This is a genomic window from Aquincola sp. J276 (assembly GCF_024700035.1).
GTDB classification, from domain to species: Bacteria; Pseudomonadota; Gammaproteobacteria; order Burkholderiales; family Burkholderiaceae_C; genus Aquincola; species Aquincola tertiaricarbonis.
The window spans coordinates 2,172,063-2,197,143 of sequence record NZ_JAJONC010000002.1 but is presented as its reverse complement, the minus strand read 5'-3'; the positions used below and the strand labels follow the sequence as shown (position 1 = coordinate 2,197,143).

The following is a 25,081-nucleotide window of genomic DNA, read 5'->3' as shown; positions in this document are numbered from 1 at the left end:
GTACCCGCGGGCCCCGGTGCCCACATTCATGCCTGGGCGCGCCGCAACGTCTCCACCACCGGGCGCCGCAGCACCTCGCGCAGGCCCCACCAGCCGGCGGCCAGGGCCAGCAGCGCGCCCGACGCGGTGCCCGCCAGCGGCACCCACCACGGCGCCGACCAGCTGAACTCGAAGGCATAACGCGCCAGCGCCCAGCCCACGCCCATGGCGGCGGTGGACGCCAGCAGGCCGGCCAGCGCGCCCACGCCCAGCAGCTCGGTGCGCTGAACCCGCGCCAGCAGCGTGCGGCCGGCGCCCATGGCCCGCATGATCGCGAACTCTCGCGATCGCGCCTCCCGCGTGGCCGTGATGGCCGCAAACAGCACCACCAGTCCCGCCGCGAGCGTGAAGCCGAACAGGAACTCCACCGCACGGATCACCTGGTCCAGCACGCCTTGCACCTGCGCCAGCGAAGCCGCCACGTTCACGTTGGTGATGTTGGGGAAGTCGCGCGACAGCCGGTTATCGAAGCCCGCCAGATCCGGCGCGCGGAAGGCGCTGATGTAGGTGGTGCCCACGCCTTCCATCTGCCCCAGCGGGAACATGACGAAGAAGTTCACCCGCATGGAGGCGAAGTCCAGCTTGCGCAGGCTGGTGATGCGGCCTTCGCGCAGCTGGCCGCCGATGTCGAAGCGCATGCGGTCGCCCAGCTTCAGGCCCAGCGTCTCGGCCAGGCCGCTTTCCACGCTCACCGCGTCGGGCTCGTCCGGCGTCCAGCGGCCGGCGATCACCTGGTTGTGCTCGGGCAGCACGGTGTCGTGGCTGAGGTTGAACTCGCGGTCCACCAGGCGGCGGGCGCGCCCGTCCTCGTAGGCGTCGGGCACCACCGGCTGGCCGTTGATGGCCACCAGGCGGCCGCGGATCATCGGGAACCAGTCGTAGCGCTGCACGCCCGCTTCCTTCAGCACCGCGCGGAAGGGCTCGGCCTGGTCGGGCTGCAGGTTGATGACGAAGCGGTTGGGCGCATCCGGCGGCGTGGCGGCCCGCCAGCTGTCGATGAGGTCGGTGCGCAGCAGCACCAGCAGCGCCAGTGCCAGCAGGCCGACCGACAGCGCTGACACCTGCAGCACCGCGAAGGCCGGCCGCGCCGCGATCTGCCGCGTGGCCAGCACCAGCCAGCGCGGCGCGCGCGACTCGGGCACCGCCCGGCGCAGCACCTGCACCGCCACCCAGGACAGCAAGGCGAACACCACCACCGCCGCGGCGAAGCCGCCCACCGCGATCAGCCCCAGCTTGAGGTCGGACGACACCGCGACCAGCAGCGCGGCAAAACCCAGCGTGCCGGCGGCCAGCACCAGCAGCGACGAGGCCTTGAGCGCGCCCACGTCGCGCCGGATCACGCGCAGCGGCGGCACCTGCGCCAGCTGCAGCACCGGCGGCAGGCCGAAGCCCAGCAGCAGCGTCAGGCCCACGCCCAGGCCGAACAGCGCCGGCCACAGCCCGGGCGGCGGCAGCTCCGCCTGCACCAGCCCCGCCAGCAGCCAGATGAAGACATGGTGGACCACGAAGCCCAGCAGCACGCCCAGGCCGCTGGCCACCAGCCCGACGAAACCGAACTCCAGCCCGTACGACAGCGCGATGGAACGCTGCGGCTGGCCCAGCACCCGCAGCATCGCGCAGTCGTCCAGGTGGCGGTTGGCGAAGTCACGCGCGGCGATGGCCACCGCCACCGCCGACAGCAGCGCGGCCAGCAGCGCCACCAGGTTGAGGAACTTCTCGCCGCGGTCCAGCGTGCGCCGCATCTGCGGGCTGCCCGATTCCAGCGACTCCACGTCCACGCCGCGCAGCTGTTCGCTGCCGATGCGGCGCTTGATGTCCGCCACGTAGCGGCCCACCTCGGCCAGGCTGGCCCCCGGCGCAGCCACCGCCAGCCGGTAGGTCACGCGGCTGGCGGGCTGGATGAGGCCAGTGGCCGGCAGGTCGGACAACGCCAGCATCACCCGCGGCGCGAAGCTGATGAAGCCGGCGCCGCGGTCGGGCTCGATGGTGATGACGCGGTCGATGCGCAGCGAGGCATCGCCCAGCAGCAGCGGGTCGCCCACCTTCAGGCCGAGGGATTCCAGCACCGCGGCGTCCACCCACACGCTGCCGGCCGGTGGGCCGTTGTTCACGGCCTGCTCCTCGGCCTCGGGGCCGGCCTTGACCCTCATGCGGCCGCGCAGCGGATAGCTGTCGTCCACCGCCTTGACGCCGACCAGCCGGCTGGCACCGCCCAGCTCGTCCGGCGCCCGGCCCATGCTGGGAAACACCGCGCTGCGGCTGGTGCGCAGGCCGCGCGCGGCGGCCTCCTCCACCAGCGTCGTGGGCGTGGGCCGATCGCTGGCCACCACCGCATCGCCGCCCAGCAGCTGCGCGGCATCACGTTCCAGCCCGGTGTTCAGCCGGTTGGCAAAGAAGCCCACCGCGGTGAGCGCCGCCACCGCCAGCATCACCGCCACGATGAGCAGGCGCAGCTCGCCGGCCCGGAAATCGCGCAGCGTCTGCCGCCAGGCCAGGCGCCACGCGGAAGGGGAAAGGGAGGTCGCAGTCATGGGCTGCACGGTAGCAGGATGGGCTGCCGCCCGCGCCGCCCGGGGTTTGCAGGCCGGCGGTCGCGTCAGCCGCAGCAACCGCCGGCCGCGCGGCCGTAGTGCAGCTGCGGATACCAGTCGGTGCCGCGGCCCTCGGGCGTCAGGTCCAGCAGGTTCCACAGCGGCATGAAGTCAGGCGCGCCGCGCGGGTCCTGCCCAGGATCGGCGGTCTCGAAGCCCATCTCGTCGCCGCAGAAGTGGCGGATGCCGTCGTCCGTGCGCACGAAGACGTTGAAGCCGGCATGATCGTCGCTGCCCTCCGGGTCTTCGTCGACATAGTCGCGGTTGAAGCTGTTGCCGCCCGACGAGACCACCGGCAGGTGCTGCCAGCCGCGCTCCCGCTTGAAGGCCAGCAGCCGCGGCAGCGGCGAGCGGGCGATGGCCACGAAGGCCACGCGCTGCAGCAGGTCGGGCACCTCGCCGTCCAGCGCGGCCAGCATGGAGGTGCACATGGGGCAGGAAGCCTCGCGCCGCGGGCCGAACATCCAGTTGTAGGTGATCAGGGTGCGGTGCGGGCCGAACAGGCCCGACAGCGTGACCGGGCCCTGCTCGCCCTCGAACACATAGTCCTGCGGCACCAGGCCGCCCGGCGGCAGCGCGCGGCGCAGCGCGGCCACCCGCTCGATGTGGCGGCGCAGCTCGATCTCCTCGGCCAGCAGCGCGGTGCGGGCGCGGCGGTAGTCGGCGCTTTCGCCGGGAAAGCGTCGCGGCTGGCGCGCAGCCAGTTCGGCGGCGGGCGTGAGCGGGTGCGGGTCGGCCATGGCGGGGCTCCGTGGGATGTCGGTCTGCCACGACGATCCGCCCTGGCGCTTTTCGACAACCGGGGGCGTCGACGCGCCCTCAGCCCGCTGCAACGCGGCGTGCAAAGCCGCAGAACCGTGGCCACGCCTGGCGCTGGTGCAATGCCGGCATGACCTCCACCACCCCACCGCTGCCCTCGCTGTTCCTGTCCCACGGCTCGCCGATGACGGCGCTGGAGCCGGGCGAGGCCGGCGCGTTCTGGCAGCGGCTGGGCCCGGCACTGGATGCCGCCTTCGGCCGCCCGCGGGCCATCCTGGCCATCTCCGCCCATTCGCTGACCCGGGAGCCGGCGCTGCTGGCCGCGCCGCGCCATGAGGCGGTGCACGACTTCGGCGGCTTTCCGTCGGCGCTCTACCAGCTGCGCTACGACACGCCCGGCGCGCCCGAGCTGGCGCAGCGGGCGCAGGCGCTGCTGGCGCAGGCCGGCATCCCGGCCCACCGGCTGGCGCAGGGCGGGCTGGACCATGGCATCTGGACGCCGCTGCGCTGGATGTTTCCGCAGGCCGACGTGCCGGTGCTGCCGCTGGCCTACGTGCCCACGCACAGCCCGGCCGAGCAATTCGCGCTGGGCCAGGCGCTGGCGCCGCTGGCGGCCGAGGGCGTGCTGGTGCTGGGCACCGGCAGCATCACCCACAACCTGCGCCTGCTGGGCCGGCTGCACGGCACGCCCCGCAGCGGCGATGCCGAGCTGCCGGAAAGCGCCGCCTTCCGCGGCTGGATGCATGAACGCGCCACCGCGCGGGACTGGCCTGCGCTGTTCGACTACCGCGCGCAGGCGCCGCATGCGGCGCTGATGCATCCCACCGACGAGCACCTGCTGCCCTGGCATGCGGCCGCCGGCGCGGGCGGGCGGCAGGCGGTGCCGCTGCGGCTGCACGCGTCGGTCACCTTCGGCGCGCTGGGCATGGACGCCTATGCCTTCGGCCCCGGGGCCGCGCGGCTGGCGGCGCAGCTTCAGGCGCCCACGGCCTCGGCCATGTGACGGCTGCCGCCGGCGCGCTTGGCCCGGTACAGCAGCATGTCCGCCTGGGCGATGAGCGTGGCGGCGTCGGGCATCGGCCCTTCGGCCGCGCTGGCCACGGCCACGCCCACGCTGGCGCCCACCTGCACGAAGGTGCCGTCCAGGTCGAACGGGCAGGAGGCCGCCTGCACCACCTTGGCCGCCACGCGGTCGGCATTGGCGCGCTCGCGCAGGTGGGTCAGCAGGATGGCGAATTCGTCGCCGCCCAGCCGGGCCACGGTGTCGGTGGGCCGCACGATGGCCAGCATGCGCTGGGCGAACTGCCGCAGCAGCGCATCCCCGGCCGGGTGGCCGTGCTGGTCGTTCACCGGCTTGAAATGGTCGAGGTCGATGTAGAGCAGCGCCAGGTGGCCGCTGCGCGCCTCCTGCAGCAGCTGGTCCAGCCGCTGCTGCAGGCCGGCGCGGTTGAGCACGCCGGTCAGCGGATCGGTGCGTGACAGCGCCTCCAGCCGCGCCTCCTGCTCCTTGCGGTCGCTGATGTCGTAGGCCACGCCCACGTAGCCGTCCAGCGTGTGGTCGTCCAGCCGCAGCGGCACCAGGTTCACCATCAGGTGGCGCGGGCCCAGGGCGGTGCACAGGCCTTCGCCGGTCTCGTAGCGCACGGTGTCGCCGGCCAGCACCCGGGCCACCCAGGCCTGCTGCAGCAGGTGGCCGTCGGTGCCCAGCACCTCCTGCACCGTGCGGCCGGTGACGCTGCCGCGCGCCAGGCCGTGCCAGCGCTCGAAGCTGCTGTTGACGAAGCGGAAGCGGCCGTCCGCGCCCACCGCCAGCATGATGGCCGGGATGGCCTCGGTCATCGAGCGCAGCGTCGCGGCCTGGCGGCGCTGCTCCTGCTCGGCCTGGCGCTCGGCCGACACGTCGCGCATCACCGCCGAGAAGTGCCGGATGCGGCCGTCCGCGCCGTGGTGGGCCAGCACCATGTGGCTGATCGGGCGCTCCTGCCCCTGGCCGTCCAGCAGCACGAAGTCGCCCACCCACACGCCGCGCTGCAGCACCGCGGGCAGCACCTCCTTGCGGAAGCGCTCGTGGGCCCAGGCGGGATGGAAGTCCGAGGCCTGGCGCTCGCCGAGCGGCTCGTTCAGGCCGATGCCGGCCGCGCGGCGGGCGGCCGGGTTCATGTAGGTGATGCGGCCATCGGGCAGCGCCTGCACCACGAAGTCGGTGGTGGCGTCGAAGATGGCATTGACCGCCATCAGCTTGTCCTCGGCGGCGGTGCGTTCGGTCACGTCCTCCACCGTGCCCACGAAACCTTCCAGCCGGCCGTCCACCACCAGCGGCGCGCAGCGCACGGCCAGCGTGGCCGTGCTGGTGCCGCGGGCGCCGCCGCCGCGCTGCAGCCGCCGCACGCTGCTGAAGCCATGGCCGTGCACCACCGCGTCATGCCAGGACTGCAGCGCCGCCTCGCGCTGCTCGGCCGGCATCAGCATCGCGCGGCCGGCGCGCACCTCTTCCAGCGTCACGCCATGCATGCGCAGGTAGGCATCGTTGACGTAGCTCAGCCGGCCGTCGATGCCGGCGCGGAACAGCCCCAGCGGCGACGCATCGCTCACCGCGGCCAGCTCGGCCTCGCGCTGGCGGGCATCCCGCGCCAGCGCCTCGAACTCCCGCGCCAGCTCGCCGCGCTCGTCGGGCAGCGAGGTGCGCAGGCGCAGCGGCTGGCCGGGCGAGGCCCGCCAGCTGCGCATGGCCTGGTGCAGCGCCGTCAGCGGACGCAGCAGCCGGCGCATGGCCAGCCAGCCAATCAGCGCGCTGGCGCCGCCCAGCAGCGTGAGCTGCAGCAGCAGCCGCTGCTGGGCGGCATGGATCGGCGCCTCCACCTCCGCCGCCGGCAGCACCACCCGCAGCGCCCAGTCGGCACGGCGCACCGGCTTGGTGGTCACCAGGTCGCCCGGATGGCCGGCGGCGCTGGCCGGCTTGAGCAGGCGGCTGCGGTCGGGGTGGGCGATGTAGACCGGGTCGGCGCCCTGCGTCACCACCTCGTAGTGGCCGCCGCGGCCCACCGGCAGCGAGCCCAGGCGGCCCAGCAGGTTGTCGCGCTCGATCTCGATGCCGCCGCCCAGCACCCCCAGCAGCCGGCCGTCGCTGGCGCGCAGCGGCACCGCCATCACCACGGCGGCGCGGTGGCGGGCGCGCGCGACCATCGGTGCCGACAGGCTGACCGCCCGGCCCGCCAGCACCGCCTGGAAGTAGTCGCGGTCGGCCAGGTTGATCGGCTTGTCGTCCGGCCGCGGCGGCTCGGTCATCAGCAGCTGGCCGTCCGGCAGCACCACGAAGGCGCCGGTGAACAGCGCCCGCACGCCGGTGGCGCGCGCCAGGGCGCGACGCAGCTGCGCGGTGTCTGCCAGCACGGTGGCGTCGATGGCGGTGGCCCCCTGCTCGAGCACCGCGGCGTACATCTCCAGCTTGTCGCCCAGGCTTTCGGCCATGGAAGCGCCCAGGGCGTCCTGCTGCGTTTGCAGCACCGCCCGGACATCACGCGCGATGTGGTGATGCTGGAAGCTGCCCACCAGGCCGATGAGCACGACGACCACCGCGGCGCCGATCCAGGCCGCCTTGATCTCCAGCTTCACCTTCACGCAGCCCCCTCCGAGTCGCAAGAGGGCGCATTATCAAAAGCATCACTTCGCCTGAACCCGCAAATACGGGTGCTGCAGGCCGCCAATCCTGCATCAATGCGCCTGGAAGATCGTCAGCGGCCCGGCACGCTGCCCACGACGCCTTCCACGAACCAGTCCATGGAGGCGATGGCTTCGTCCGGCAGCGGGCCAGAAGCATGGCGCACGCGCCCGGCCTGGTCCTTCAGCGGGCCGTCGAACGGCGTGCTGCGGCCGGCTATTAGCGCCTGTTGCCGCTCGGCGACCGCGCTGCGCACCGGGGCCGGCAGGGCCGGATCCACGGCCGACAGCGCCACCATGCCGTCGCGCAGACCGCCCCAGGTGGCGGTGGACTGCCATTGGCCCTGCAGCACGGCCTGGGTGCGGCGCAGGTAATAGCCGCTCCAGTCGGCGGTGATGGCCGCCAGCTGCGCCTTGGGCGCGAAGGCGCGCATGTCGCTCTGGTAGGCCACCAGGCGCACGCCCTTCTCCTCGGCCAGCTGCGGCACGGCCGGCGAGCCGCTGTGGTTGGTGAGCACGTCGGCACCGGCATTCACCAGGGACAGGGCGGCCTCGCGTTCCTTGGGCGGATCGAACCAGGTGTTGAGCCACACCACGCGCACCGTGGCCTGCGGATTGGCCGCACGCATGCCCAGCGTGAAGGCATTGATGCCCTGTACCACCTCGGGTACCGGAAAGCCGGCCACGAAGCCGGCCACGCCCGTCCGGCTGCTGCGCCCGGCCAGGTAGCCGGCCAGCCAGCGGCCTTCGTAGAAGCGGGCGTTGTAGGTGGCCAGGTTGGCGGAGCGCTTGTAGCCGCCGGCATGCTCGAAGCGCACGGCGGGATGGTCGGCGGCGACCCGCAAGGCCGGATCCAGGTAGCCGAAGCTGGTGGCGAACACCAGCTGGTGGCCCTGGGCGGCCAGGTCGCGCATCACGCGCTCCGCATCGGCACCCTCGGCCACCGACTCCACCACCGTGGTCTGCACCTTCGGGCCCAGCGTGCGCTGCAGCGCCTGGCGGCCCAGCTCATGCTGGTAGGTCCAGCCGGCGCTGCCGATGGGGGTAACGTAGACGAAGCCGACCTTCAGGGGCGCAGGCTGGGCCACGGCGGGCGGCGCTGGCGCCAGCAGCAGCAGGCTGGCGGGCAGCAGGAGTTGCGCGACGATGCGCGGCAGCGCCGGGCGCCGCAGCGCCCGAGCGAGGTTTTTCAACATGGTTGTCCTCGACATGGCCACAAAATGGAAAGGCCAGCGCGGCGGTGGCACGCCGTGCTGGCCTGGAACACCCTGATTCTAGGCAACGCTGCCAACACCTTCGAACCGACAACATGCTGACCGCCATCTGGATCATTGCTGCCGTACTGCTGGCCCTGTGGTCGCTTTCCGCCTGGGGACTGCACGCACTGCTGGTGAACGGCGCCGGCTGGGCCACCGACGTGCGGCCGCTGATCGACGACATCCCGTACGGCGAGGTGATCGAACGCTGGATTCCCGGCTGGCGCCAGATGCTGTCGCTGGCGCTGGACTTCGCGCAGACCGCGCTGACCTGGGTAGGCGACAGCGCCACGCTGGTGGCCTGGCTGGTATGGGGTGCCGGCGCGCTGATGCTGGCCGGCACGGCCGGGGTGCTGAGCCTGATCGTGGTGCTGCTGCGGCCGAAGGCGGAAGCGGGTTCGGCCGGCGTGAGGCGTTAGGCGCCGTCCTGACGCAGCGGCCATGTCCGCGGTTTCGTTGCCCCGGTTTCTGTTCTTGTTCGGCCGCCGCGCGGCGGCGCAGGCCATAGGTGCTGTTCTTGTTCGGCCGCCACGCGGGAGGCGGTGCCCGGCGGGGCTCATGCTGGGGTGGTCGGCCGCTGCGCGGCCGACTTCGCTGCGTGCTCGCGCCGAGATCGCGCGGCCCAACTCGCTCTCGTTCGCTTCGCTCACTGCCGCTCAAACAGTCGGCCGCGAGTCAGTTCACGAAGCGCGCTGCGCGCGCCGACCTCGGCGCTGCGCTCCTCGCCACCCCACAAATCGCCCCACCGGGCACCGCCCCCCGCGCGGCTCCGCTCTGCTGTGTGGAAAGCTGCTGCAACCGCCTCGTTGGCTTGGCATGCAGCGCCGTGCCACGGTCACCGGCGCCAGCGCCAGCGCCACCGCAGCATCGTCGTCGCAAACCGCGGCGCCGTGCCAAGGCACCTCTAAGCGCAGCACCACCGCTCCGCCATTTGCGCAGGGCCGTGCGGGCCGGCCCGGGGGCGCATGTGGAGCGCCGAGCAGCGCAGCGCCGGTGGCCGCGCGCGCAGCGCGCCTCGTGAACTGATTTGCGGCCGACTGTTTGAGCCGCAGTGAGCGAAGCGAACGAAGGCGAGTTGGGCCGCGGGCCACCGGCGTGAGCAGCGCAGGGCAGTCGGTGCGCAGCACCGACCGCGGAAGCTAAGCCCCCGGGCCGGCCCGCACGGCCCTGCGCAAACAGCACAACACCAGCAAGTCGCCACTCAGCAAACAGCCCTGCGCCACGACCGACGGCGCCAGCGCAGCAATCTCGTCGCAGACGGCGGCGCCATTGCAAAGCACCTCCATGCGCAGCACCACCGCTCCAACATTTGCGCAGGGCCGTGCGGACGCTTGCGCAGCGAGCGGAGGTGAGTTGGGCCGCGGGCCACCGGCGTGAGCAGCGCGGGGCAGTTCGCGCGCAGCGCGAGCCGCGGAAGCCAAGCCCCCGGGCCGGCCCGCACGGCCCTGCGCAAACAGCACAAACCCAGCAAGTTACCTACACGCAAAGGCAACCCACCAAAACCGCAGCGACATCAAGACGCGTCAGCAAATACCCGGTCCAGCTTCTCCACCCACTCGCTCTTCGCCGCGTCGGAAGCGAAGCTGGCTTCGATGCTGTTGAGCGCCAGCTGGTACGCATGGCGCGGCCCCAGCTGCGGCAGGCCGTTGAACACCGCGTCGAAGTTGGCGTTCATGTAGCCGCCGAAATAGGCCGGGTCGTCGGAGTTGACCGTGACCTTCAGCCCCGCTTCCAGCAGCGAGGCGATGTTGTGCTGGTCCATCGAGTCGAACACGCAGAGCTTGATGTTCGACAGCGGGCACACCGTCAGCGGCACCTGCTCGGCCGCCAGCCGCTCCACCAGCGCGGGCTTCTCCACGCAGCGCACGCCGTGGTCGATGCGCTCCACCTTCAGCAGGTCGAGCGCGGTCTCGATGTACTCGGCCGGGCCTTCCTCGCCCGCATGCGCCACCAGGTGCAGCCCCAGCTCGTGGCAGCGGGCGTACACGCGCGCGAACTTCTCGGGCGGGTGGCCACGTTCGCTGCTGTCCAGGCCGATGCCGATGAACTGGTCGCGGTACGGCAGCGCTTCTTCCAGCGTGGCGAAGGCGGCTTCCTCGCTCAGGTGCCGCAGGAAGCACAGGATCAACGCGCTGCTGACGCCCAGCTCCTGCTGCGCGGTCTGGCTGGCGCGGGTCAGGCCGTCGATCACCGTCTTGAACGGCACGCCGCGGTCGGTGTGGGTCTGGGGGTCGAAGAACAGCTCGGCATGCACCACGTTGTCGGCGGCGGCGCGGCGTAAGTAGGCCATCGCCATGTCGAAGAAGTCTTCCTCCTTCAGCAGCACGCTGGCGCCGGCGTAGTAGATGTCGAGGAAGCTCTGCAGGTCGGTGAAGGCATAGGCCTCGCGCAGCGCTTCCACGCTGGGGTAGGCCAGCGTGACGCCGTTGCGCTGGGCCAGGGCGAAGATCAGCTCGGGCTCCAGCGAGCCTTCGATGTGGATGTGCAGCTCGCACTTCGGCATGTCGCGCAGCAGCAGGGGCAGCGCGTCGCGGCCGATCTTGTCGAGGCGGGAAGCCAGTTCGAGGGGCATGGGCAGGTCTCCTGGGCGCTTCAGCAGATGCCGAAGGTGATGCCGCGCTCTTTCAAGTAGCGGCGGTAGGCGGTGGATGCGCGGTCGGCCGCGCAATGCAGTTCGGTGACCGGGGCCTGGGCGGTGACGGGCAGCAGGCGCGGCCGCTGCGATTCGAGCACAGGCTGGTCCTGCGAGAAGATGGTGTGCTGGAAGCCCTGCAGCTGCGCGTCGGTGGAAGTCCAGTCCAGCATCGCCAGGCGGATCCACACGCGGCTGCGCTCGGGCTCGATGGGGCACACGAACATCGCGATGGATTCACGGAAGCCCTGCACCTTGACCGCGGCCGCGTCGGGCACCTTGGTGAGGATGGCGGTGTACGGTGCATTCACCTCATAGGTGTACTCCACCAGCGCGCCACCGGCGGCCTGCACGCTGCTCTGGGGCTGCCAGGCGCGGCACTCGGTGGCCAGGAACCCATGCTCGGTGGTGCTGACGCGGTAGGGCTCGATGGCGGTGTTGTCGCGGGCGCCCAGCCAGCCTTCGTGCACGTAGCCGAAGTGGGCCATGTCGAGGAAGTTCTCGACGATGCGCGGCGCGCTGGTGGCCACGTCGTAGGGGCCGCAGTTGACCTTGCGCAGCTCCGCATCCCCTTCGGCCGAGAATGCCGGCAGCGGCGGCTCGGGCACGTCGGCGTCGTCGGCGCCGGCTTCGGCCGGCACCAGCGCCACCCACACCAGGCCGTAGGCTTCCTTGGCGCGGTAGCTGCGGGCGCGGTGCCCTTCGGGCGGTTGCCAGCCGGGCACCGCCGGCACCTGCACCACGCGGCCGCCGGGCGCGAACTGCCAGCCGTGGTAGGCGCACTCCAGCCGGTCGCCCTCGATGCGGCCCAGGGACAGCGACGCACCGCGGTGCGGACAGCGGTCGTCGAAGGCCTGCACCGTGCCGGCGGCGTCGCGCCAGATGGCCAGGTCGATGCCCAGCAGCTGGGCCGGCACCGGGCAGCGGCGGCCGTCGGCACGGGCTTCGTCCAGCGCGCTGGCCAGCAGCACGGGGTGGTAGTGATGGTGTTCGATCATGGGTGGCGAAACGGCTGCCGCTGCAAAGAAAAAGGCCGCCCGCCGCCTTGCGGCGCCAGGGCGGCCCGTTGCCGGCCCGCGGGCCGGCCGTGACCGGGCTTACTTGCCCGACGGGATCTTGCCTTCCACGCCCTTGACGTAGAAGTCGATCTTGTCCTTCCAGTCCTGGTCGGCGGCGGTGCCGGCGGCCAGGCGCTCCTCTGCCGGCGGCATCGACCACCGGGCCGGTGAACACCTCGAACTCGCCCGCCTTCATCTTGACCTTGATCTCGTCGATCTTCTTGCGGGTGTCTTCCGGCACCACCTCGGCGACCTTGATCAGGTCGTTCTGGCCTTCCTTGACGCCCCACACGGTGCGCTCGGTCTTCCAGGTGCCGTCCATCACCTCCTTGATGGCCTTCTTGTAGTAGCCGCCCCACAGCGCCACGGCCGAGCCAAGGTGGGCCTTGGGCGCGAAGGCGCTCATGTCGCTGTCCCAGCCGAAGGCGTACTTGCCGTTCTTCTCGGCGGTCTGCAGCACGGCCGAGGAATCGGTGTTCTGCAGCAGCACGTCGGCGCCGCCGTTGATCAGGCTCTGCGCGGCCTCGCCTTCCTTCGGCGGATCGAACCAGGTGCTGACCCACACCACCTTGGTCTTGATCTTCGGGTTCACGCTCTGCGCGCCCAGGGTGTACGCATTGATGTTGCGCAGCACCTCGGGGATGGGGAAGGAGCCGACGAAGCCAATGGTGCCCGTCTTGCTCATGGTGCCGGCGATGATGCCGGCGAGGTAGGCGTCCTCGAAGAACTTGGCATCGTAGATGCGCATGTTCGGCGCCGTCTTGTAGCCGGTGGCGTGCTCGAACTTCACGTCCGGGAACTCGGCCGCCACCTTCATCATCGGCTCCATGTAGCCGAAGGAGGTGGCGAAGATGATCTTGTTGCCCTGGGTGGCCAGGTCGCGGATCACGCGCTCGGCGTCGGCGCCCTCGGGCACCTTCTCGACGAAGCTGGTCTGCACCTTGTTGCCGAACTCGGCTTCCACCTCCTTGCGGCCCTGGTCGTGCGCGAACGTCCAGCCGGCGTCACCCACCGGGCCGACGTACACCCAGGCCGCCTTCAGCGGCTCGGGTGCGGCGGCGGCCGGGGCGGAGGCGGGCTGGGAGGAAGCCACCGGCGCGGCCGGCTCTTCCTTCTTGCCGCAACCCACCAGCGCGGCCGCGGCCACGGACGACAGCGCAGCCCACTTCAGCAGGTCGCGCTTGCTCAGAACAGTCATGTTGGCTCCTCGGAGGAATCTGGAAACACTTGGAAAGGCCTATGTTAGGCGCCCGGATGGAACGGCTTGCCGAGCGAGGCCGGCATGTTGATGCGGATCCACAGCGGGTTGCGCGAGATCAGCGCCAGCACCACGATGGTGGCCAGGTAGGGCAGCATCGTCAGCAGCTGGCTGGACACATCCACGCCCGCGCCCTGCAGCGCGAACTGCAGCATCGTCACGCCGCCGAACAGGTAGGCGCCAAGCAAGACCCGCGCCGGCCGCCAGGTGGCGAAGGTGGTGAGCGCCAGCGCGATCCAGCCGCGGCCGGCCACCAGGCCCTCGACCCACAGCGGCGCATACACCACCGACAGGAACGCCCCGGCCACGCCGCACAGCGCACCGCCGCCCAGCACCGCGGCGAAGCGGATGAGCCGCACCGGGTAGCCCAGCGCATGCGCCGACTCGGGCGACTCACCCACCGCGCGCAGCACCAGCCCGGCGCGGCTGCGGTAGAGAAACCACGACAGGCCGACGACCAGCGCGATGGCCACGTAGACCATCCAGTGCTGCTTGAACAGCGCCGGCCCGATGAAAGGGATGTCGGCCAGCACCGGCACCTCGAAGGGCACGCGGTCTTCCAGCTTCTTGCCGACGAAGCCCACGCCCACGAAGGCCGAGAAGCCGCCGCCGAACAGGCTGAGCGCCAGCCCGGTGGCGTACTGGTTGGTGTTCAGGCCGATGACCAGCAGCGCGAACACCGCGGCCATCAGCGCACCGGCGCCGGCGCCGGCGGCAAAGGCCAGCACGTCGCTGCCGGTGGCCAGCGCGGTGGCGAAGCCGGCGATGGCGGCCACCAGCATCATGCCTTCGGCACCCAGGTTCAGCACGCCGGCCTTCTCGTTGAGCAGCAGGCCAAGGCCGGCCACCGCCAGCGGCGTGCCCGAGGCCAGCGTGGCCGCGATCAACAGGGCGACTTCGTTCACGGCTGGGCCTCCTTCAGTTGCTGCGTGGCGGGCGCGGGGCTGGGGGCCACCGGCCGCGGCGCGGAGCGCCACCTCACGCGGTAGGTGATCAGCGTGTCGCAGGCCAGCAGCAGGAACAGCAGCGAACCCTGGAACACCCCGGTGAGCGCGTTGGGCAGGCCCAGGCGCGATTGGCCCAGTTCGCCGCCGATGAGCATCATCGACAGCAGCACGCTGGACAGCACGATGCCCACCGGATGCAGCCGGCCGACGAAGCACACGATGATGGCGGTGAAGCCATAGCCGGTGGACACGTGCGGCGTGAGCTGCCGCAGCGGCCCGGCCGCCTCCATCGCGCCGGCCAGGCCGGCCATGCCGCCGGAGACCAGCAGCGCCGTCCACAGCGACTTGCGGGCCGAGAAGCCCGCATAACGCGCCGCCGCCGGTGCCAGCCCGCCCACCTGCAGCTGGTAGCCGCGCAGCATGCGGAACAGGAACACCCAGAACACCACCACCATCACCAGCGCGACGACGATGCCCCAGTGCAGCCGCGTGCCGGCCAGCAGCTGCGGCAGCCAGGTGCTGGCGTCGAAAGTCTTGGTCTGCGGGAAGTTGAAGCCCATCGGGTCCTTCCAGGGCCCGAACACCAGGTAGTTGAGCAGCTGCTGCGCCACGTACACCAGCATCAGGCTGACCAGGATCTCGCTGGCATTGAAGCGGTCGCGCAGCACCGCGGTGACGGCGGCCCAGGCCGCCCCGCCCACCACGCCGGCCAGCAGCACCAGCGGCGAATAGAGGCCGCGCGCCCCGGTGACGCCATGGGTGGTGAGCCACAGCGCCACGCCGCCGCCGGCAATGGCGCCCAGCAGGAACTGGCCTTCGGCGCCGATGTTCCACACATTGGCCCGGTAACACACCGCCAGGCCGAGCGCGCACAGCATCAGCGGCGTGGCCTTGAGCAGCACCTCGGCGGTGGCCCGCAGGCCGTTCAGCGGCTCGACGAAGAAGATGGACAGGCCGCGCACCGGATCCTTGCCCAAGGCAATGAACAGCAGGCTGGCCAGCACCACCGTGAGCGCCAGCGCGATCAGCGGCGAGCCGAGCGACATCACCTTCGAAGGCTGCGGCCGCGCCTCAAGCTTGAGCATGTTCCACCTCCGCAGGCGCCTTCACCGCCGCACCGGGCCACAGGCCCGACATCCATTCACCGATGGTCTCGATGGTGGCCTCGGCCACCGGCACGCTGGGCGACAGCCGCCCCTGCGCGATCACCACCAGCCGGTCGCTCACCTCGAACAGCTCGTCCAGCTCCTCGCTGACGACGAGCAGGGCGCAGCCCTCGTCGCGCAGCTTGAGCAGCGCCGCGCGGATCTGCGCCGCGGCACCCACGTCCACGCCCCAGGTGGGCTGCGAGACGATGAACACCTTGGGCCGCGCATCGATCTCGCGGCCGACGATGAACTTCTGCAGGTTGCCGCCCGACAGCGACCTGGCCGCCGCGCCCGGGCCGCCGGCCTTCACGTGGTAGCGGGCGATGAGGTCGGCGGCCAGCTTCTGCACCTGGCCCACCTGGATCCAGCCCCAGCGGCCCACCGCCTCGGTGCGGGTGAGCAGCGTGTTCTGCGCCAGGCTGAGCGTGGGCACCGCGCCGCGGCCCAGCCGTTCCTCCGGCACGAAGTGCAGGCCCAGCGCGCGGCGCCGGCCGGGGCTGGCGGCGGCGATGTCCTGGCCGAACAGCGCGATGCTGCCGCTGGCCGCCCGCGGGTCTTCGCCGGACAGCGCGGCCATCAGCTCCTGCTGGCCGTTGCCCGAGACGCCGGCCACGCCCACGATCTCGCCCGCGCGCACCTGCAGCGCGATGTCGGCCAGCGTGGTGCCGAACGGCGACTGCTTGGCCAGCGACAGGCCCTTGAGCTCCAGCGCCACCGCGCCGGGCGTGGACTGCACATGCTTCAGCTGCGGCGGCTCGGCGCCGATCATCAGCCGCGACAGGCCGGCGTTGGTCTCGGTGGTGGGGTCGACCTCGCCCGTCACCCGGCCGCCGCGCAGCACGGTGCAGTGGTGGCACAGCGCGCGGATCTCGTCGAGCTTGTGGCTGATGTAGAGGATGCTGCAGCCGTCGGCCGACAGCTTGCGCAGCGTGACGAACAGCTTCTGCACCGCCTGCGGCGTGAGCACCGAGGTGGGCTCGTCCAGGATCAGCAGCTTGGGGTCCGTCAGCAGCGCGCGCACGATCTCCACCCGCTGGCGCTCGCCCACCGACAGGCTGTGCACCGGCCGCAGCGGGTCGACCTCCAGGCCGTAGGCCTGGGACACCTGGCGGATGCGCCCGGTGACCTCGGCCAGCGTCATGCTCTTGTCCAGGCCCAGCCACACGTTCTCGGCGGCGGTCAGGGTGTCGAACAGCGAGAAATGCTGGAACACCATGCTGATGCCCAGCGCCCGCGCCTCCTGCGGGTTGCGGATGGACACCGGCTGGCCGTTCCAGCGCACCTCGCCCTCATCCGGGCGCACCGCGCCGTAGATGATCTTCATCAGCGTGCTCTTGCCCGCGCCGTTCTCGCCCAGCACGGCATGGATCTCGCCGGGCTTGACCCGCAGGCTCACGTCGTCGTTGGCCTTGACGGCCGGGTACTGCTTGCTGATGTGCGCCAGTTCCAGTCTCAGCATGCCGCCCCCCTGCGTTGTTCTGTCATTCATTCAGTGCCGATGTAGATGTACTTGAACAGGAAAATACACCCGATGACCCAGACCATCCAATGCACGCCGCGTCCGCGGCCCGTCAGCAATTTCAACACCGCGTAGGTGATGAAGCCGAAGGAGCCATGGGCGATGGAGTAGGTGAACGGCATCATCAGTGCCGTCACCGCCGCCGGGATCACGTCGGTGGTCTCGTCCCAGTCCAGTTCGGTGATCTCCCGTAGCATTAAACAGGCCACGAAGAACAGCGCCGGCGCGGTGGCATAGGCGGGCACCGCGCCCGCCAGCGGCGAGATGAACAGGCAGGCCAGGAACAGCACCGCCACCGTCAGCGCAGTAAGGCCCGTGCGGCCGCCGGCCTGCACGCCGGCCGCGCTTTCCACGTAGGCGGTGGTGCTGCTGGTGCCCAGCAGCGAGCCGGCGAAGATGGCGCCGCTGTCGGCCATCAGCGCCTTGTTCATGCGGTGCATCTTGCCCGGCACCAGCAGGCCCGCGCGCTTGGCCACGCCCATCAGCGTGCCGGTGGCATCGAACAGCTCCACCAGGAAGAACACCAGGATCACGTTCAGGATGCCGCCCTTCAGCGCCGCGGCGATGTCCAGCTGCAGGAAGGTGGGCGCGATGGACGGCGGCGCCGAGAACACGCCGGCGAAGGTGTTGCCGCCGAAGAAGAACGAGGCCACGGTGATGGCCAGCATGCCGATCAGGATGGCGCCGGGCACCCGCAGCTTGTCCAGCACCACGATGGCGAAGAAGCCCAGCGTGGCCAGCACCACCGAAGGCGTGTGGAGGTTGCCCAGGGTGACGTAGGTGGCCTTGGAAGGCGCGATCAGCCCCGCGCTCTTGAGCGCGATGATGGCCAGGAACAGGCCGATGCCCACGGTGATGCCGATGCGCAGCGCCGGCGGTATGGCGCGGATGATGAGGTCGCGCAACCTGAACACCGTGACCAGGAAGAACAGGCAGCCCGAGATGAACACCGCCCCCAGCGCCGCCTGCCAGGTGAAGCCCATGTGCAGCACCACGACGTAGGCGAAATAGGCGTTGAGGCCCATGCCGGGCGCCAGCGCGATGGGGTAGTTGGCGTACAGGCCCATGATCGCCGAGCCCAGCGCCGCGATCAGGCAGGTGGCCACGAACACCGCGCCCTTGGGCATGCCGGCGTCGCCCAGGATGGAGGGGTTGACGAAGATGATGTAGGCCATCGTCAGGAAAGTGGTCAACCCGGCCACCAGCTCGGTGCGCACGGTGGTGCCGTGCTCCTGCAGGCGGAACAGTTTCTCGAACATGGCTTGTCTCCTCCGGCTTCATGGCCGGTATGTGTTGGCTTGTCGTGTCGTGCGGTGGGCGGCGCGCCGGCCGCGGGGCTCAGCCGCTGGGCATGGCCGCCCGCCAGTACTGCGGCACGCCCTGGATGTAGGCGGCCACCAGGTTGCGGTCGTCGGCCAGGGTGAACCAGGCGAAGAGCTGCTCGTGCAGGCTCTGCACCACCGACATGCGGCGCTCGGCCACCGGGTCGGCCGCCCAGTCCCACACGCAGACGTCGGCCAGGCGGCCGGGCTCGAAGGAGCCGATCTCATGATCGAGGTGCAGCGCCTGCGCGGCGCCCAGCGTGGCGGCATGCAGGGCCTTCCAGCCGGTCAGGCGATGGCCCTGCATCGCCTGGATCTTGTAGGCGTCCAGCACGGTGCGCATCATCGACAGGCTGGTGCCGCCGCCCACGTCGCTGGCCAGCGTGACGCGGCCGCCCGCATCCTCGGTCGCGCGCCAGTCGAATAGGCCGCTGCCCAGGAACAGGTTGGAGCTGGGGCTGTGGGCGATCTGCGCGCCGGTATCGCGCAGCACCGCGCGGTCTTCCGCGTCGAGCCAGATGCCATGCGCCAGCACGCTGCGTTCGTTCATCAGGCCGGCGCGGGCGTACACGTCGAGGTAGCTGCGCGCCTCGGGGAAGAGCTGCTGCACCCAGGCCACTTCCTCGCGGTTCTCGGCCACGTGGGTCTGCATGTAGAGGCCCGGGTAGGCGGCGCACAGCGCGCCGGCCATGGCCAGCTGCGCGGGCGTGCTGGTGGGCGCGAAGCGCACCGTCACCGCATAGCTCAGCCGCTGGTGGCCGTGCCAGCGCTCGATCAGCTCGATGCAGTCCCGCTCGGCCTGCACCACGTCGTCGCGCAGGTTGTCGGGCGCATGGCGGTCCATCAGCACCTTGCCGGTGACCAAGCGCATGCCGCGGCGGGCGCTCTCGGCAAACAGCAGGTCGGCGCTGATCTTGTGCACCGTCGGGAACACCACCGCGGTCGTGGTGCCGTGCGACAGCAGCGCCTGCACGAAACGCGCGGCGCCGGATTCGCTCTCGGCGGCCTGGGCATAGCGGCTCTCGGCCGGGAAGGTGTAGGTGTTGAGCCAGTCCAGCAATTCGGTGCCGTAGCTGCCGATCACGTCGAGCTGCGGGCTGTGCACATGGGTGTCGATGAAGCCGGGCAAGATCAGCCGGCCGCGGTGGTCCTGCTGTTGCCAGCCCTCGCCGGGCAGGGGCTGGCTGGCCGGCTGCACGCCGGTGATGCGGCCGTTTTCGACCAGCAGCCAGTGATCGGGCCGCCAGCGCACCGCGGGGCTGGTGACCGCACCCCAGTCGGGCATGCCGGTGAAGTCGAGCAGGTCGCCGCGCAGGGCCAGTCGGGAGGGCGGGGCTTGGGTGGAGGTCATCGGCACTTCAATCGTCGAACGGAATTTTCAATGCGCCGTGGCGGGCACCGCGGTCGGGCCGGCCACGCGGCGGGCCACCTCGCGCACCTGCTCGCGCAGCCAGCGCATCGAGGGCGAGGCATGCGTCAGGTCGTGCCACAGCTGGTAGTACGCCAGCGGCGGGAACGGCGCCGGGCAGCGCACGATGCGCACCGGCAGCACGCCGGCATAACGCGAGCAGAACAGGCGGCCGGTGGTGAGCACCAGGCCGCTGCGGGCCACCATCAGCGGGATCAGGCTGAAGTGCGCGCTGCGCACCACCAGGTTGCGCTTGAGGCCCAGCGAAGCCAGGTGCTCCTCGATCACGCCCAGCGCGCCCGGGCTCAGCGGCGAAGGCGCAACGTGCTCGCAGCCCAGGTACTTCTCCACCGTCCAGCCCTTGCCGGCGCCTTCGGCCAGCCGCACCACCGGATGGCCCTCGGCCACCAGGCACACGATCTCGTCGGACATCAGCCGGCCCAGGTGCAGCTCTTCCGGCGGGCGCAGCCAGTTGCCGATGACCAGATCGACCTCGCCGTCGGCCAGGCCGCGGCGGTAGTCGAAGTCGCGCGACAGCGCCTGCAGCTCGATGCGCGCGCCCGGCGCGGCGTGGTGCACGTGCGCCACCAGCTCGGGCAGGAAGCTCGGGTCCAGGTAGTCACTGGCGGCGATGCGGAAGGTGGCGGTGGTGGTCTGCGGATCGAACGAGGCACTGCGCATGCGCGGGCTGAACAGCGCATCGGCCGCCTGCAGCAGGCTGGCCGCCGGGCCCACCAGCTGCAGCGCTGTGGCGGTGGGCGTCATGCCGTTGCCGGCCCGCACCAGCAGCGGATCGCCGGTGAGCTCCCGCAGCCGCTTCAGCTGGGCGCTTACGGCGGGCTGGGTGCTCTGCAGGCGCAGGGCGGCACGGGAGACGCTGCGTTCGACGATCACGGTGTGGAGGACTCTGATCAGATACAGCTCGATCTTGTCGAACTCGGCGCGCTGCGTCATATGGCTGGCTCGATAGGTGCTATGAGGGCTATCGTATTCACGGCCCGCCCCTCAACGGGTAAGTTCCTACCCATGACAACACAACCCGTGCGCTTCCATCACCGCGGCCGCATCGTCGACGTCAGCGGCGTGCATCCCACCCGCAGCGTGCTCGACTGGCTGCGCGAGGACGCCCATTGCACCGGCACCAAGGAAGGCTGCAACGAAGGCGATTGCGGTGCCTGCACCGTGGTGGTCGGCGAGCTGGACGAGGCCGGCGCGCTGAAGCTGCAGACGGTCAACAGCTGCATCCAGTTCGTGCCCACGCTGCACGGCAAGGCGCTGTTCACGGTGGAGGACCTGAAGGCCCAGTGCGCCGGCACGCTGCACCCGGTGCAGCAGGCGATGGTGGAGTGCCACGGCTCGCAATGCGGCTTCTGCACGCCAGGCTTCGTGATGTCGCTGTGGTCTGCCTACGAGCACCACCAGGCCGCCGGCACCCAGCCCACGCGCCAGCAGCTGGCCGATGAACTGTCGGGCAACCTGTGCCGCTGCACCGGCTACCGGCCGATCATCGACGCCGGCCAGCGCATGTTCGACCTGCCCGCGGCCCGGCTCGATGCGGCGCCGGTGGTGGCCGCGCTCCAGGCGCTGAACGCCGGCCCGCTCGACTACACCGGCGCCCGGGCCGGCGAGCCGGCCGCGACGCTGCATGCGCCCACCACCCTCGACGAACTGGCCGCGCTGCGCCTGGCCAAGCCCAAGGCCACGCTGCTGGCCGGCTCCACCGACATCGGCCTGTGGGTGAGCAAGCAGTTCCGCGACGTGGGCGACCTGATCTACGTGGGCAATGTGGCAGCGCTCAAAACGATAGAAACGTTGGCCGATGGCAGCTTGCGCATCGGCGCCGGCGCATCGCTGGAAGATGCCTACGCAACTTTGGCGAAGCGCCTGCCGTCGCTCACCGACGTGTGGCTGCGCTTCGCCTCGCCCCCGATCCGCCATGCCGGCACGATGGGCGGCAACGTGGCCAACGGCTCGCCGATCGGCGATTCGCCACCGGTGCTGATGGCGCTGGACGCCGAGATCGAGCTGCGCCGGGGCGAGCGCGTGCGCAGCATGCCGCTGCCCGAGTTCTACGTCGACTACATGAAGAACCAGCTCGAACCGGGCGAGTTCGTGCAGGCCCTGCGGGTGCCGGCTGCCGCCTTCGAGCGCACCGTGCGCGCCTACAAGATCAGCAAGCGTTTCGACTGCGACATCTCGGCACTGTGCGGCGGCTTTGCCATCGAGCTGGACGGCGACACGGTGCGCAGCGTGCGCCTGGCCTTCGGCGGCATGGCCGCGGTGGTCAAGCGTGCGGCCGCGGCCGAAGCAGCGCTGGTCGGCCAGCCCTGGAACGAAGACACGGTGAAGGCCGCACAGGCCGCCCTGCTCACCGACTTCAAGCCGCTGACCGACATGCGCGCCAGCGCCGACTACCGCATGCAAGTGGCGCAGAACCTGTTGATGCGCTTCTGGCTGGAGACACGTGCGGCTGATCCGCTTCCCGCGGAGCAGACGAGTGTGTTTGCGGTGATGCCGCATGGGGTGTGAGGTGAGCGAAGCTGTACGCGAGCGGCGAGTGCTTGCACGACGGCTCTGTCTCGCGGCGCTGCGCGGGGGCGTGGTGCCACGGCCGTCACCGCCCGCGCCCAGGGTTGGGGTTCAAGGTGCCCCGGCACGAGAACCCCTGGTGTTTGGCGGGGGGCGTGCGGGCAGGGCCGGGGGCGCATGTGGAGCGCCGAGCAGCGCAGGGCGGGTGGCCCGCGCGCGCAGCGCGCCACAAGCTCTGACTCGCAGGCGGGTGTTTGAGCGGAGATGGCGCAGCCATCGCAGCGAGTTACGCGGCGTGGGCCGCCCGACCGAGCAGCGCAGGGCAGTTCGCGCGCAGCGCGAACCGCGGAAGTTGCGCCCCCGGGCCTGCCCGCACACCCCCCGCCCCGCCGAGCCTCCGCCAACGCGCCCCCAGCCCAGGCGCAAGAGCAAGCCCAGCACCGCCCAACACGGCACACCGCCGCAAGCCGGCACCGGCACCTTGTCTAGACAAGCAAAAGCCGCCCGCCGACCGAACCAGAGCCGCACCATGAACAAGCCCATCGCCCCCAGCCTGCTGCAGCCCGCCGAAGCCTTCGCGCCTTATGCGAAGAACACCGCGGCCCGCATCGACGAGCCGGCCGAACGCACGGCCGAGGCCGCCGGGGCCCGTGTCGGCATCAGCCGGCCGCATGAATCGGCGCACCTGCATGTGGCCGGCGAGGCCACCTACATCGACGACATTCCCGAGCTGCAGGGCACGCTGCACTGCGCGCTGGGCCTGTCGCCGGTGGCCAACGGCACGCTGAAAGGCGTCGAGCTCGACCAGGTCAAGGCCATGCCCGGCGTGGTGGCCGTGCTCACCGCGGCCGACATCCCCGGCAGCAACGACTGCGGCTCCATCGTGCACGACGACCCCATCCTGTGCGACGGCGAGATCCGCTACCTCGGCCAGCCGGTGTTCGCCGTCATTGCCGCCAGCCGCGACCAGGCTCGCCGCGCCGCCGCACTGGCCAAACAGGTGCTGCAGATCGACGCGCAACCCCCGGTGCTCACGCCGCAGCAGGCGCATGAAAAACAGCAGTACGTGGTGCCGCCGATGCACCTGGTGCGCAGCACCAACGAAGGCGGCGCGCAGGCCGCGATCGCCAGGGCGCCGCACCGGCTGCAGGGCAGCTTCGACGTCGGCGGCCAGGAACAGTTCTACCTGGAAGGCCAGATCAGCTATGCCGTGCCGAAGGAAAACGACGGCATGCATGTGTACTGCAGCACCCAGCATCCCACCGAGATGCAGCACCTGGTGGCCCATGCGCTGCACCTGCGCGCGCACCACGTGCAGGTGGAATGCCGGCGCATGGGCGGCGGCTTCGGTGGCAAGGAGTCGCAGTCGGGCCTGTTCGCCTGCGTGGCCGCGGTGGCCGCGAAGAAGCTCAACCGGCCGGTCAAGCTGCGGCTGGACCGCGACGACGACTTCCTGATCACCGGCCGGCGCCACTGCTTCTGGTACGAGTACGACGTCGGCTACGACGACGAAGGCCGCATCCTAGGCGCCGAGGTGACGATGGTCTCGCGCGCCGGCCATTCGGCCGACCTGAGCGGCCCGGTGATGACCCGCGCGCTGTGCCACTTCGACAATGCCTACTGGCTGCCCGACGTGGCGCTGCACGGCTACTCGGGCAAGACCAACACCCAGAGCAACACCGCCTTCCGCGGCTTCGGCGGGCCGCAGGGCGCCATCGCGGTGGAAAACATCCTCGACGCGGTGGCCCGACGCCTGGGCCGCGACCCGCTGACGGTGCGCCGGGCCAACTTCTACGGCACCACCGAGCGCAACGTCACGCCCTACGAGCAGACCGTCACCGACAACATCGTGCACGAGGTGGTCGACCAGCTGGTGGCCAGCAGCGACTACGCCGCGCGGCGCGAGGCCATCGCGCAGTTCAATGCCGGCAGCCCGCTGCTCAAGCGCGGGCTGGCGCTGGTGCCGCTGAAGTTCGGCATCTCGTTCAACGTGAAGCACTTCAACCAGGCCGGCGCGCTGGTGCATGTGTACAACGACGGCTCCATCCTGGTGAACCATGGCGGCACCGAGATGGGCCAGGGCCTGAACACCAAGGTGGCCCAGGTGGTGGCGCATGAGCTGGGCGTCGGCTTCGAGCGGGTGCGCGTGACCGCCACCGACACGCAGAAGGTGGCCAACACCTCCGCCACCGCCGCTTCCACCGGCGCCGACCTGAACGGCAAGGCCGCGCAGGATGCGGCGCGCCAGATCAAGGAGCGGCTGGCCGCCTGCATCGCCGCCCACCATGGCGGCACGCCGGCCGAGGTGGTGTTCGCGAATGACCAGGTGCAGGTCGGCGGCCGCACCCTGCCCTTCGATGCGGTGGTGGCGCAGGCCTACCTGGATCGCGTGCAGCTGTGGTCCGACGGCTTCTACGCCACGCCCGGCCTGAGCTGGAACCGCGAGACGATGAAGGGCCGGCCCTTCTTCTACTTCGCCTACGGCGCGGCCGTGAGCGAGGTGGTGGTCGACACGCTGACCGGCGAATGGAAGCTGCTGCGCGCCGACGTGCTGCACGACGCCGGCCGCTCGCTCAACCCGGCCATCGACATCGGCCAGGTGGAAGGCGCCTTCATCCAGGGCATGGGCTGGCTCACCACCGAGGAGCTGGTGTGGCACCCGCAAACCGGCAAGCTGACCACGCATGCGCCCAGCACCTACAAGATCCCGACGGCCAACGATTGCCCGCCGGTGTTCAACGTCAAGCTGTTCGAAGGCCCCAACCGCGAGGACTCGATCCACCGCAGCAAGGCCGTGGGCGAGCCGCCGCTGCTGCTGCCGTTCTCGGTGTTCTTCGCGATCCGCGACGCCATCTCGGCCGCGGCCGACCACCGCGTCGATCCACCGCTGCGCGCGCCGGCCACGTCGGAAGCCATCCTGGCGGCGCTCACCGCGGTAAAGGCAGCGGGCTGAGCGCG

The 25,081-nt window shown here is 71.0% G+C and carries 16 protein-coding genes and 1 pseudogene; 4 read left to right on the top strand and 13 right to left on the bottom strand.

Annotated features, from left to right (window positions below):
- Positions 1-26: 26 nt before the first annotated feature.
- Together LRS14_RS28010 and LRS14_RS28005 are read right to left on the bottom strand one after the other, a co-directional pair.
- Positions 27-2,570, bottom strand: coding sequence for an ABC transporter permease (locus LRS14_RS28010; protein ID WP_257801933.1), 2,544 nt, complete (start codon positions 2,568-2,570; stop codon positions 27-29).
- A gap of 65 nt (positions 2,571-2,635) precedes the next feature.
- Entirely contained in the window at positions 2,636-3,370 is a 735-nt protein-coding gene (locus LRS14_RS28005; RefSeq protein WP_046114898.1) for a DUF899 family protein, read from the bottom strand.
- A gap of 149 nt (positions 3,371-3,519) precedes the next feature.
- On the opposite strand from LRS14_RS28005, the gene LRS14_RS28000 reads away from it, so the two are divergent.
- The gene (locus LRS14_RS28000; protein ID WP_257801932.1) at positions 3,520-4,392 is read left to right on the top strand and encodes a dioxygenase; all 873 of its coding nucleotides are present in this window, start codon (positions 3,520-3,522) and stop codon (positions 4,390-4,392) included.
- On the opposite strand, the gene LRS14_RS27995 is transcribed toward LRS14_RS28000, so the two are convergent.
- Positions 4,365-7,007 carry a diguanylate cyclase domain-containing protein gene (locus LRS14_RS27995; RefSeq protein ID WP_257801931.1) on the bottom strand — a complete coding sequence of 881 codons (2,643 nt, stop codon included), beginning with the start codon at positions 7,005-7,007 and terminating at the stop codon, positions 4,365-4,367. The two genes, LRS14_RS28000 and LRS14_RS27995, sit on opposite strands and share 28 nt — an antisense overlap.
- 113 nt (positions 7,008-7,120) lie before the next feature.
- Positions 7,121-8,242, bottom strand: a complete 1,122-nt coding sequence (locus LRS14_RS27990) for a BMP family ABC transporter substrate-binding protein (protein ID WP_257801930.1) — start codon at positions 8,240-8,242, stop codon at positions 7,121-7,123.
- 113 nt (positions 8,243-8,355) lie between these two features.
- On the opposite strand from LRS14_RS27990, the gene LRS14_RS27985 reads away from it, so the two are divergent.
- A complete protein-coding gene (locus tag LRS14_RS27985) occupies positions 8,356-8,721 on the top strand; it encodes a hypothetical protein (RefSeq protein WP_257801929.1) in 366 nt (121 codons plus the stop codon).
- 1,094 nt (positions 8,722-9,815) lie between these two features.
- Here LRS14_RS27985 and LRS14_RS27980 read toward each other — a convergent pair.
- From LRS14_RS27980 to LRS14_RS27940, 9 genes and pseudogenes are all read right to left on the bottom strand, one after another.
- Entirely contained in the window at positions 9,816-10,874 is a 1,059-nt protein-coding gene (locus LRS14_RS27980) for an adenosine deaminase (protein WP_257801928.1), read from the bottom strand.
- Between the two features lie 20 nt (positions 10,875-10,894).
- Positions 10,895-11,932, bottom strand: a complete 1,038-nt coding sequence (locus tag LRS14_RS27975; protein WP_257801927.1) for an aromatic ring-hydroxylating dioxygenase subunit alpha — start codon at positions 11,930-11,932, stop codon at positions 10,895-10,897.
- Positions 11,933-12,031: 99 nt separating this feature from the next.
- A pseudogene (locus tag LRS14_RS27970) lies at positions 12,032-13,190 on the bottom strand (BMP family ABC transporter substrate-binding protein).
- A 44-nt stretch (positions 13,191-13,234) separates the two neighbouring features.
- Complete coding sequence (locus tag LRS14_RS27965) at positions 13,235-14,155, bottom strand: ABC transporter permease (RefSeq protein WP_046114890.1); 921 nt, start codon at positions 14,153-14,155, stop codon at positions 13,235-13,237.
- On the bottom strand, positions 14,152-15,282 hold the full coding sequence (locus LRS14_RS27960; RefSeq protein ID WP_257801926.1) for an ABC transporter permease: 1,131 nt from the start codon (positions 15,280-15,282) through the stop codon (positions 14,152-14,154). The genes LRS14_RS27965 and LRS14_RS27960 overlap by 4 nt, the downstream gene beginning before the upstream one ends.
- On the bottom strand, positions 15,269-16,804 hold the full coding sequence (locus tag LRS14_RS27955; protein WP_257801925.1) for an ABC transporter ATP-binding protein: 1,536 nt from the start codon (positions 16,802-16,804) through the stop codon (positions 15,269-15,271). Before LRS14_RS27955 ends, LRS14_RS27960 begins: the two co-directional genes overlap by 14 nt.
- 26 nt (positions 16,805-16,830) lie before the next feature.
- Entirely contained in the window at positions 16,831-18,123 is a 1,293-nt protein-coding gene (locus tag LRS14_RS27950; RefSeq protein WP_257801924.1) for an NCS2 family permease, read from the bottom strand.
- A gap of 79 nt (positions 18,124-18,202) precedes the next feature.
- Complete coding sequence (gene guaD, locus LRS14_RS27945) at positions 18,203-19,537, bottom strand: guanine deaminase (RefSeq protein WP_257801923.1); 1,335 nt, start codon at positions 19,535-19,537, stop codon at positions 18,203-18,205.
- 27 nt (positions 19,538-19,564) lie between these two features.
- Positions 19,565-20,548 carry a LysR family transcriptional regulator gene (locus tag LRS14_RS27940; RefSeq protein ID WP_257801922.1) on the bottom strand — a complete coding sequence of 328 codons (984 nt, stop codon included), beginning with the start codon at positions 20,546-20,548 and terminating at the stop codon, positions 19,565-19,567.
- Between the two features lie 72 nt (positions 20,549-20,620).
- Between LRS14_RS27940 and xdhA the strand changes: the two genes are divergently transcribed.
- Complete coding sequence (gene xdhA, locus LRS14_RS27935) at positions 20,621-22,123, top strand: xanthine dehydrogenase small subunit (RefSeq protein WP_257801921.1); 1,503 nt, start codon at positions 20,621-20,623, stop codon at positions 22,121-22,123.
- 529 nt (positions 22,124-22,652) lie between these two features.
- Entirely contained in the window at positions 22,653-25,076 is a 2,424-nt protein-coding gene (gene xdhB / locus LRS14_RS27930) for a xanthine dehydrogenase molybdopterin binding subunit (RefSeq protein ID WP_257801920.1), read from the top strand.
- Positions 25,077-25,081 lie beyond the last annotated feature (5 nt).

Excerpts from the sequence above, each read along its gene's own strand:
- LRS14_RS28010 (WP_257801933.1), bottom strand. The coding sequence starts at position 2,570 with ATGACTGCGACCTCCCTTTCCCCTTCCGCGTGGCGCCTGGCCTGGCGG.
- LRS14_RS28005 (WP_046114898.1), bottom strand. The coding sequence starts at position 3,370 with ATGGCCGACCCGCACCCGCTCACGCCCGCCGCCGAACTGGCTGCGCGC.
- LRS14_RS28000 (WP_257801932.1), top strand. The coding sequence starts at position 3,520 with ATGACCTCCACCACCCCACCGCTGCCCTCGCTGTTCCTGTCCCACGGC.
- LRS14_RS27990 (WP_257801930.1), bottom strand. The coding sequence starts at position 8,242 with ATGTTGAAAAACCTCGCTCGGGCGCTGCGGCGCCCGGCGCTGCCGCGC.
- LRS14_RS27985 (WP_257801929.1), top strand. The coding sequence starts at position 8,356 with ATGCTGACCGCCATCTGGATCATTGCTGCCGTACTGCTGGCCCTGTGG.
- LRS14_RS27980 (WP_257801928.1), bottom strand. The coding sequence starts at position 10,874 with ATGCCCCTCGAACTGGCTTCCCGCCTCGACAAGATCGGCCGCGACGCG.
- LRS14_RS27975 (WP_257801927.1), bottom strand. The coding sequence starts at position 11,932 with ATGATCGAACACCATCACTACCACCCCGTGCTGCTGGCCAGCGCGCTG.
- LRS14_RS27960 (WP_257801926.1), bottom strand. The coding sequence starts at position 15,282 with ATGCTCAAGCTTGAGGCGCGGCCGCAGCCTTCGAAGGTGATGTCGCTC.
- LRS14_RS27955 (WP_257801925.1), bottom strand. The coding sequence starts at position 16,804 with ATGCTGAGACTGGAACTGGCGCACATCAGCAAGCAGTACCCGGCCGTC.
- LRS14_RS27950 (WP_257801924.1), bottom strand. The coding sequence starts at position 18,123 with ATGTTCGAGAAACTGTTCCGCCTGCAGGAGCACGGCACCACCGTGCGC.
- guaD (WP_257801923.1), bottom strand. The coding sequence starts at position 19,537 with ATGACCTCCACCCAAGCCCCGCCCTCCCGACTGGCCCTGCGCGGCGAC.
- LRS14_RS27940 (WP_257801922.1), bottom strand. The coding sequence starts at position 20,548 with ATGACGCAGCGCGCCGAGTTCGACAAGATCGAGCTGTATCTGATCAGA.
- xdhA (WP_257801921.1), top strand. The coding sequence starts at position 20,621 with ATGACAACACAACCCGTGCGCTTCCATCACCGCGGCCGCATCGTCGAC.
- xdhB (WP_257801920.1), top strand. The coding sequence starts at position 22,653 with ATGAACAAGCCCATCGCCCCCAGCCTGCTGCAGCCCGCCGAAGCCTTC.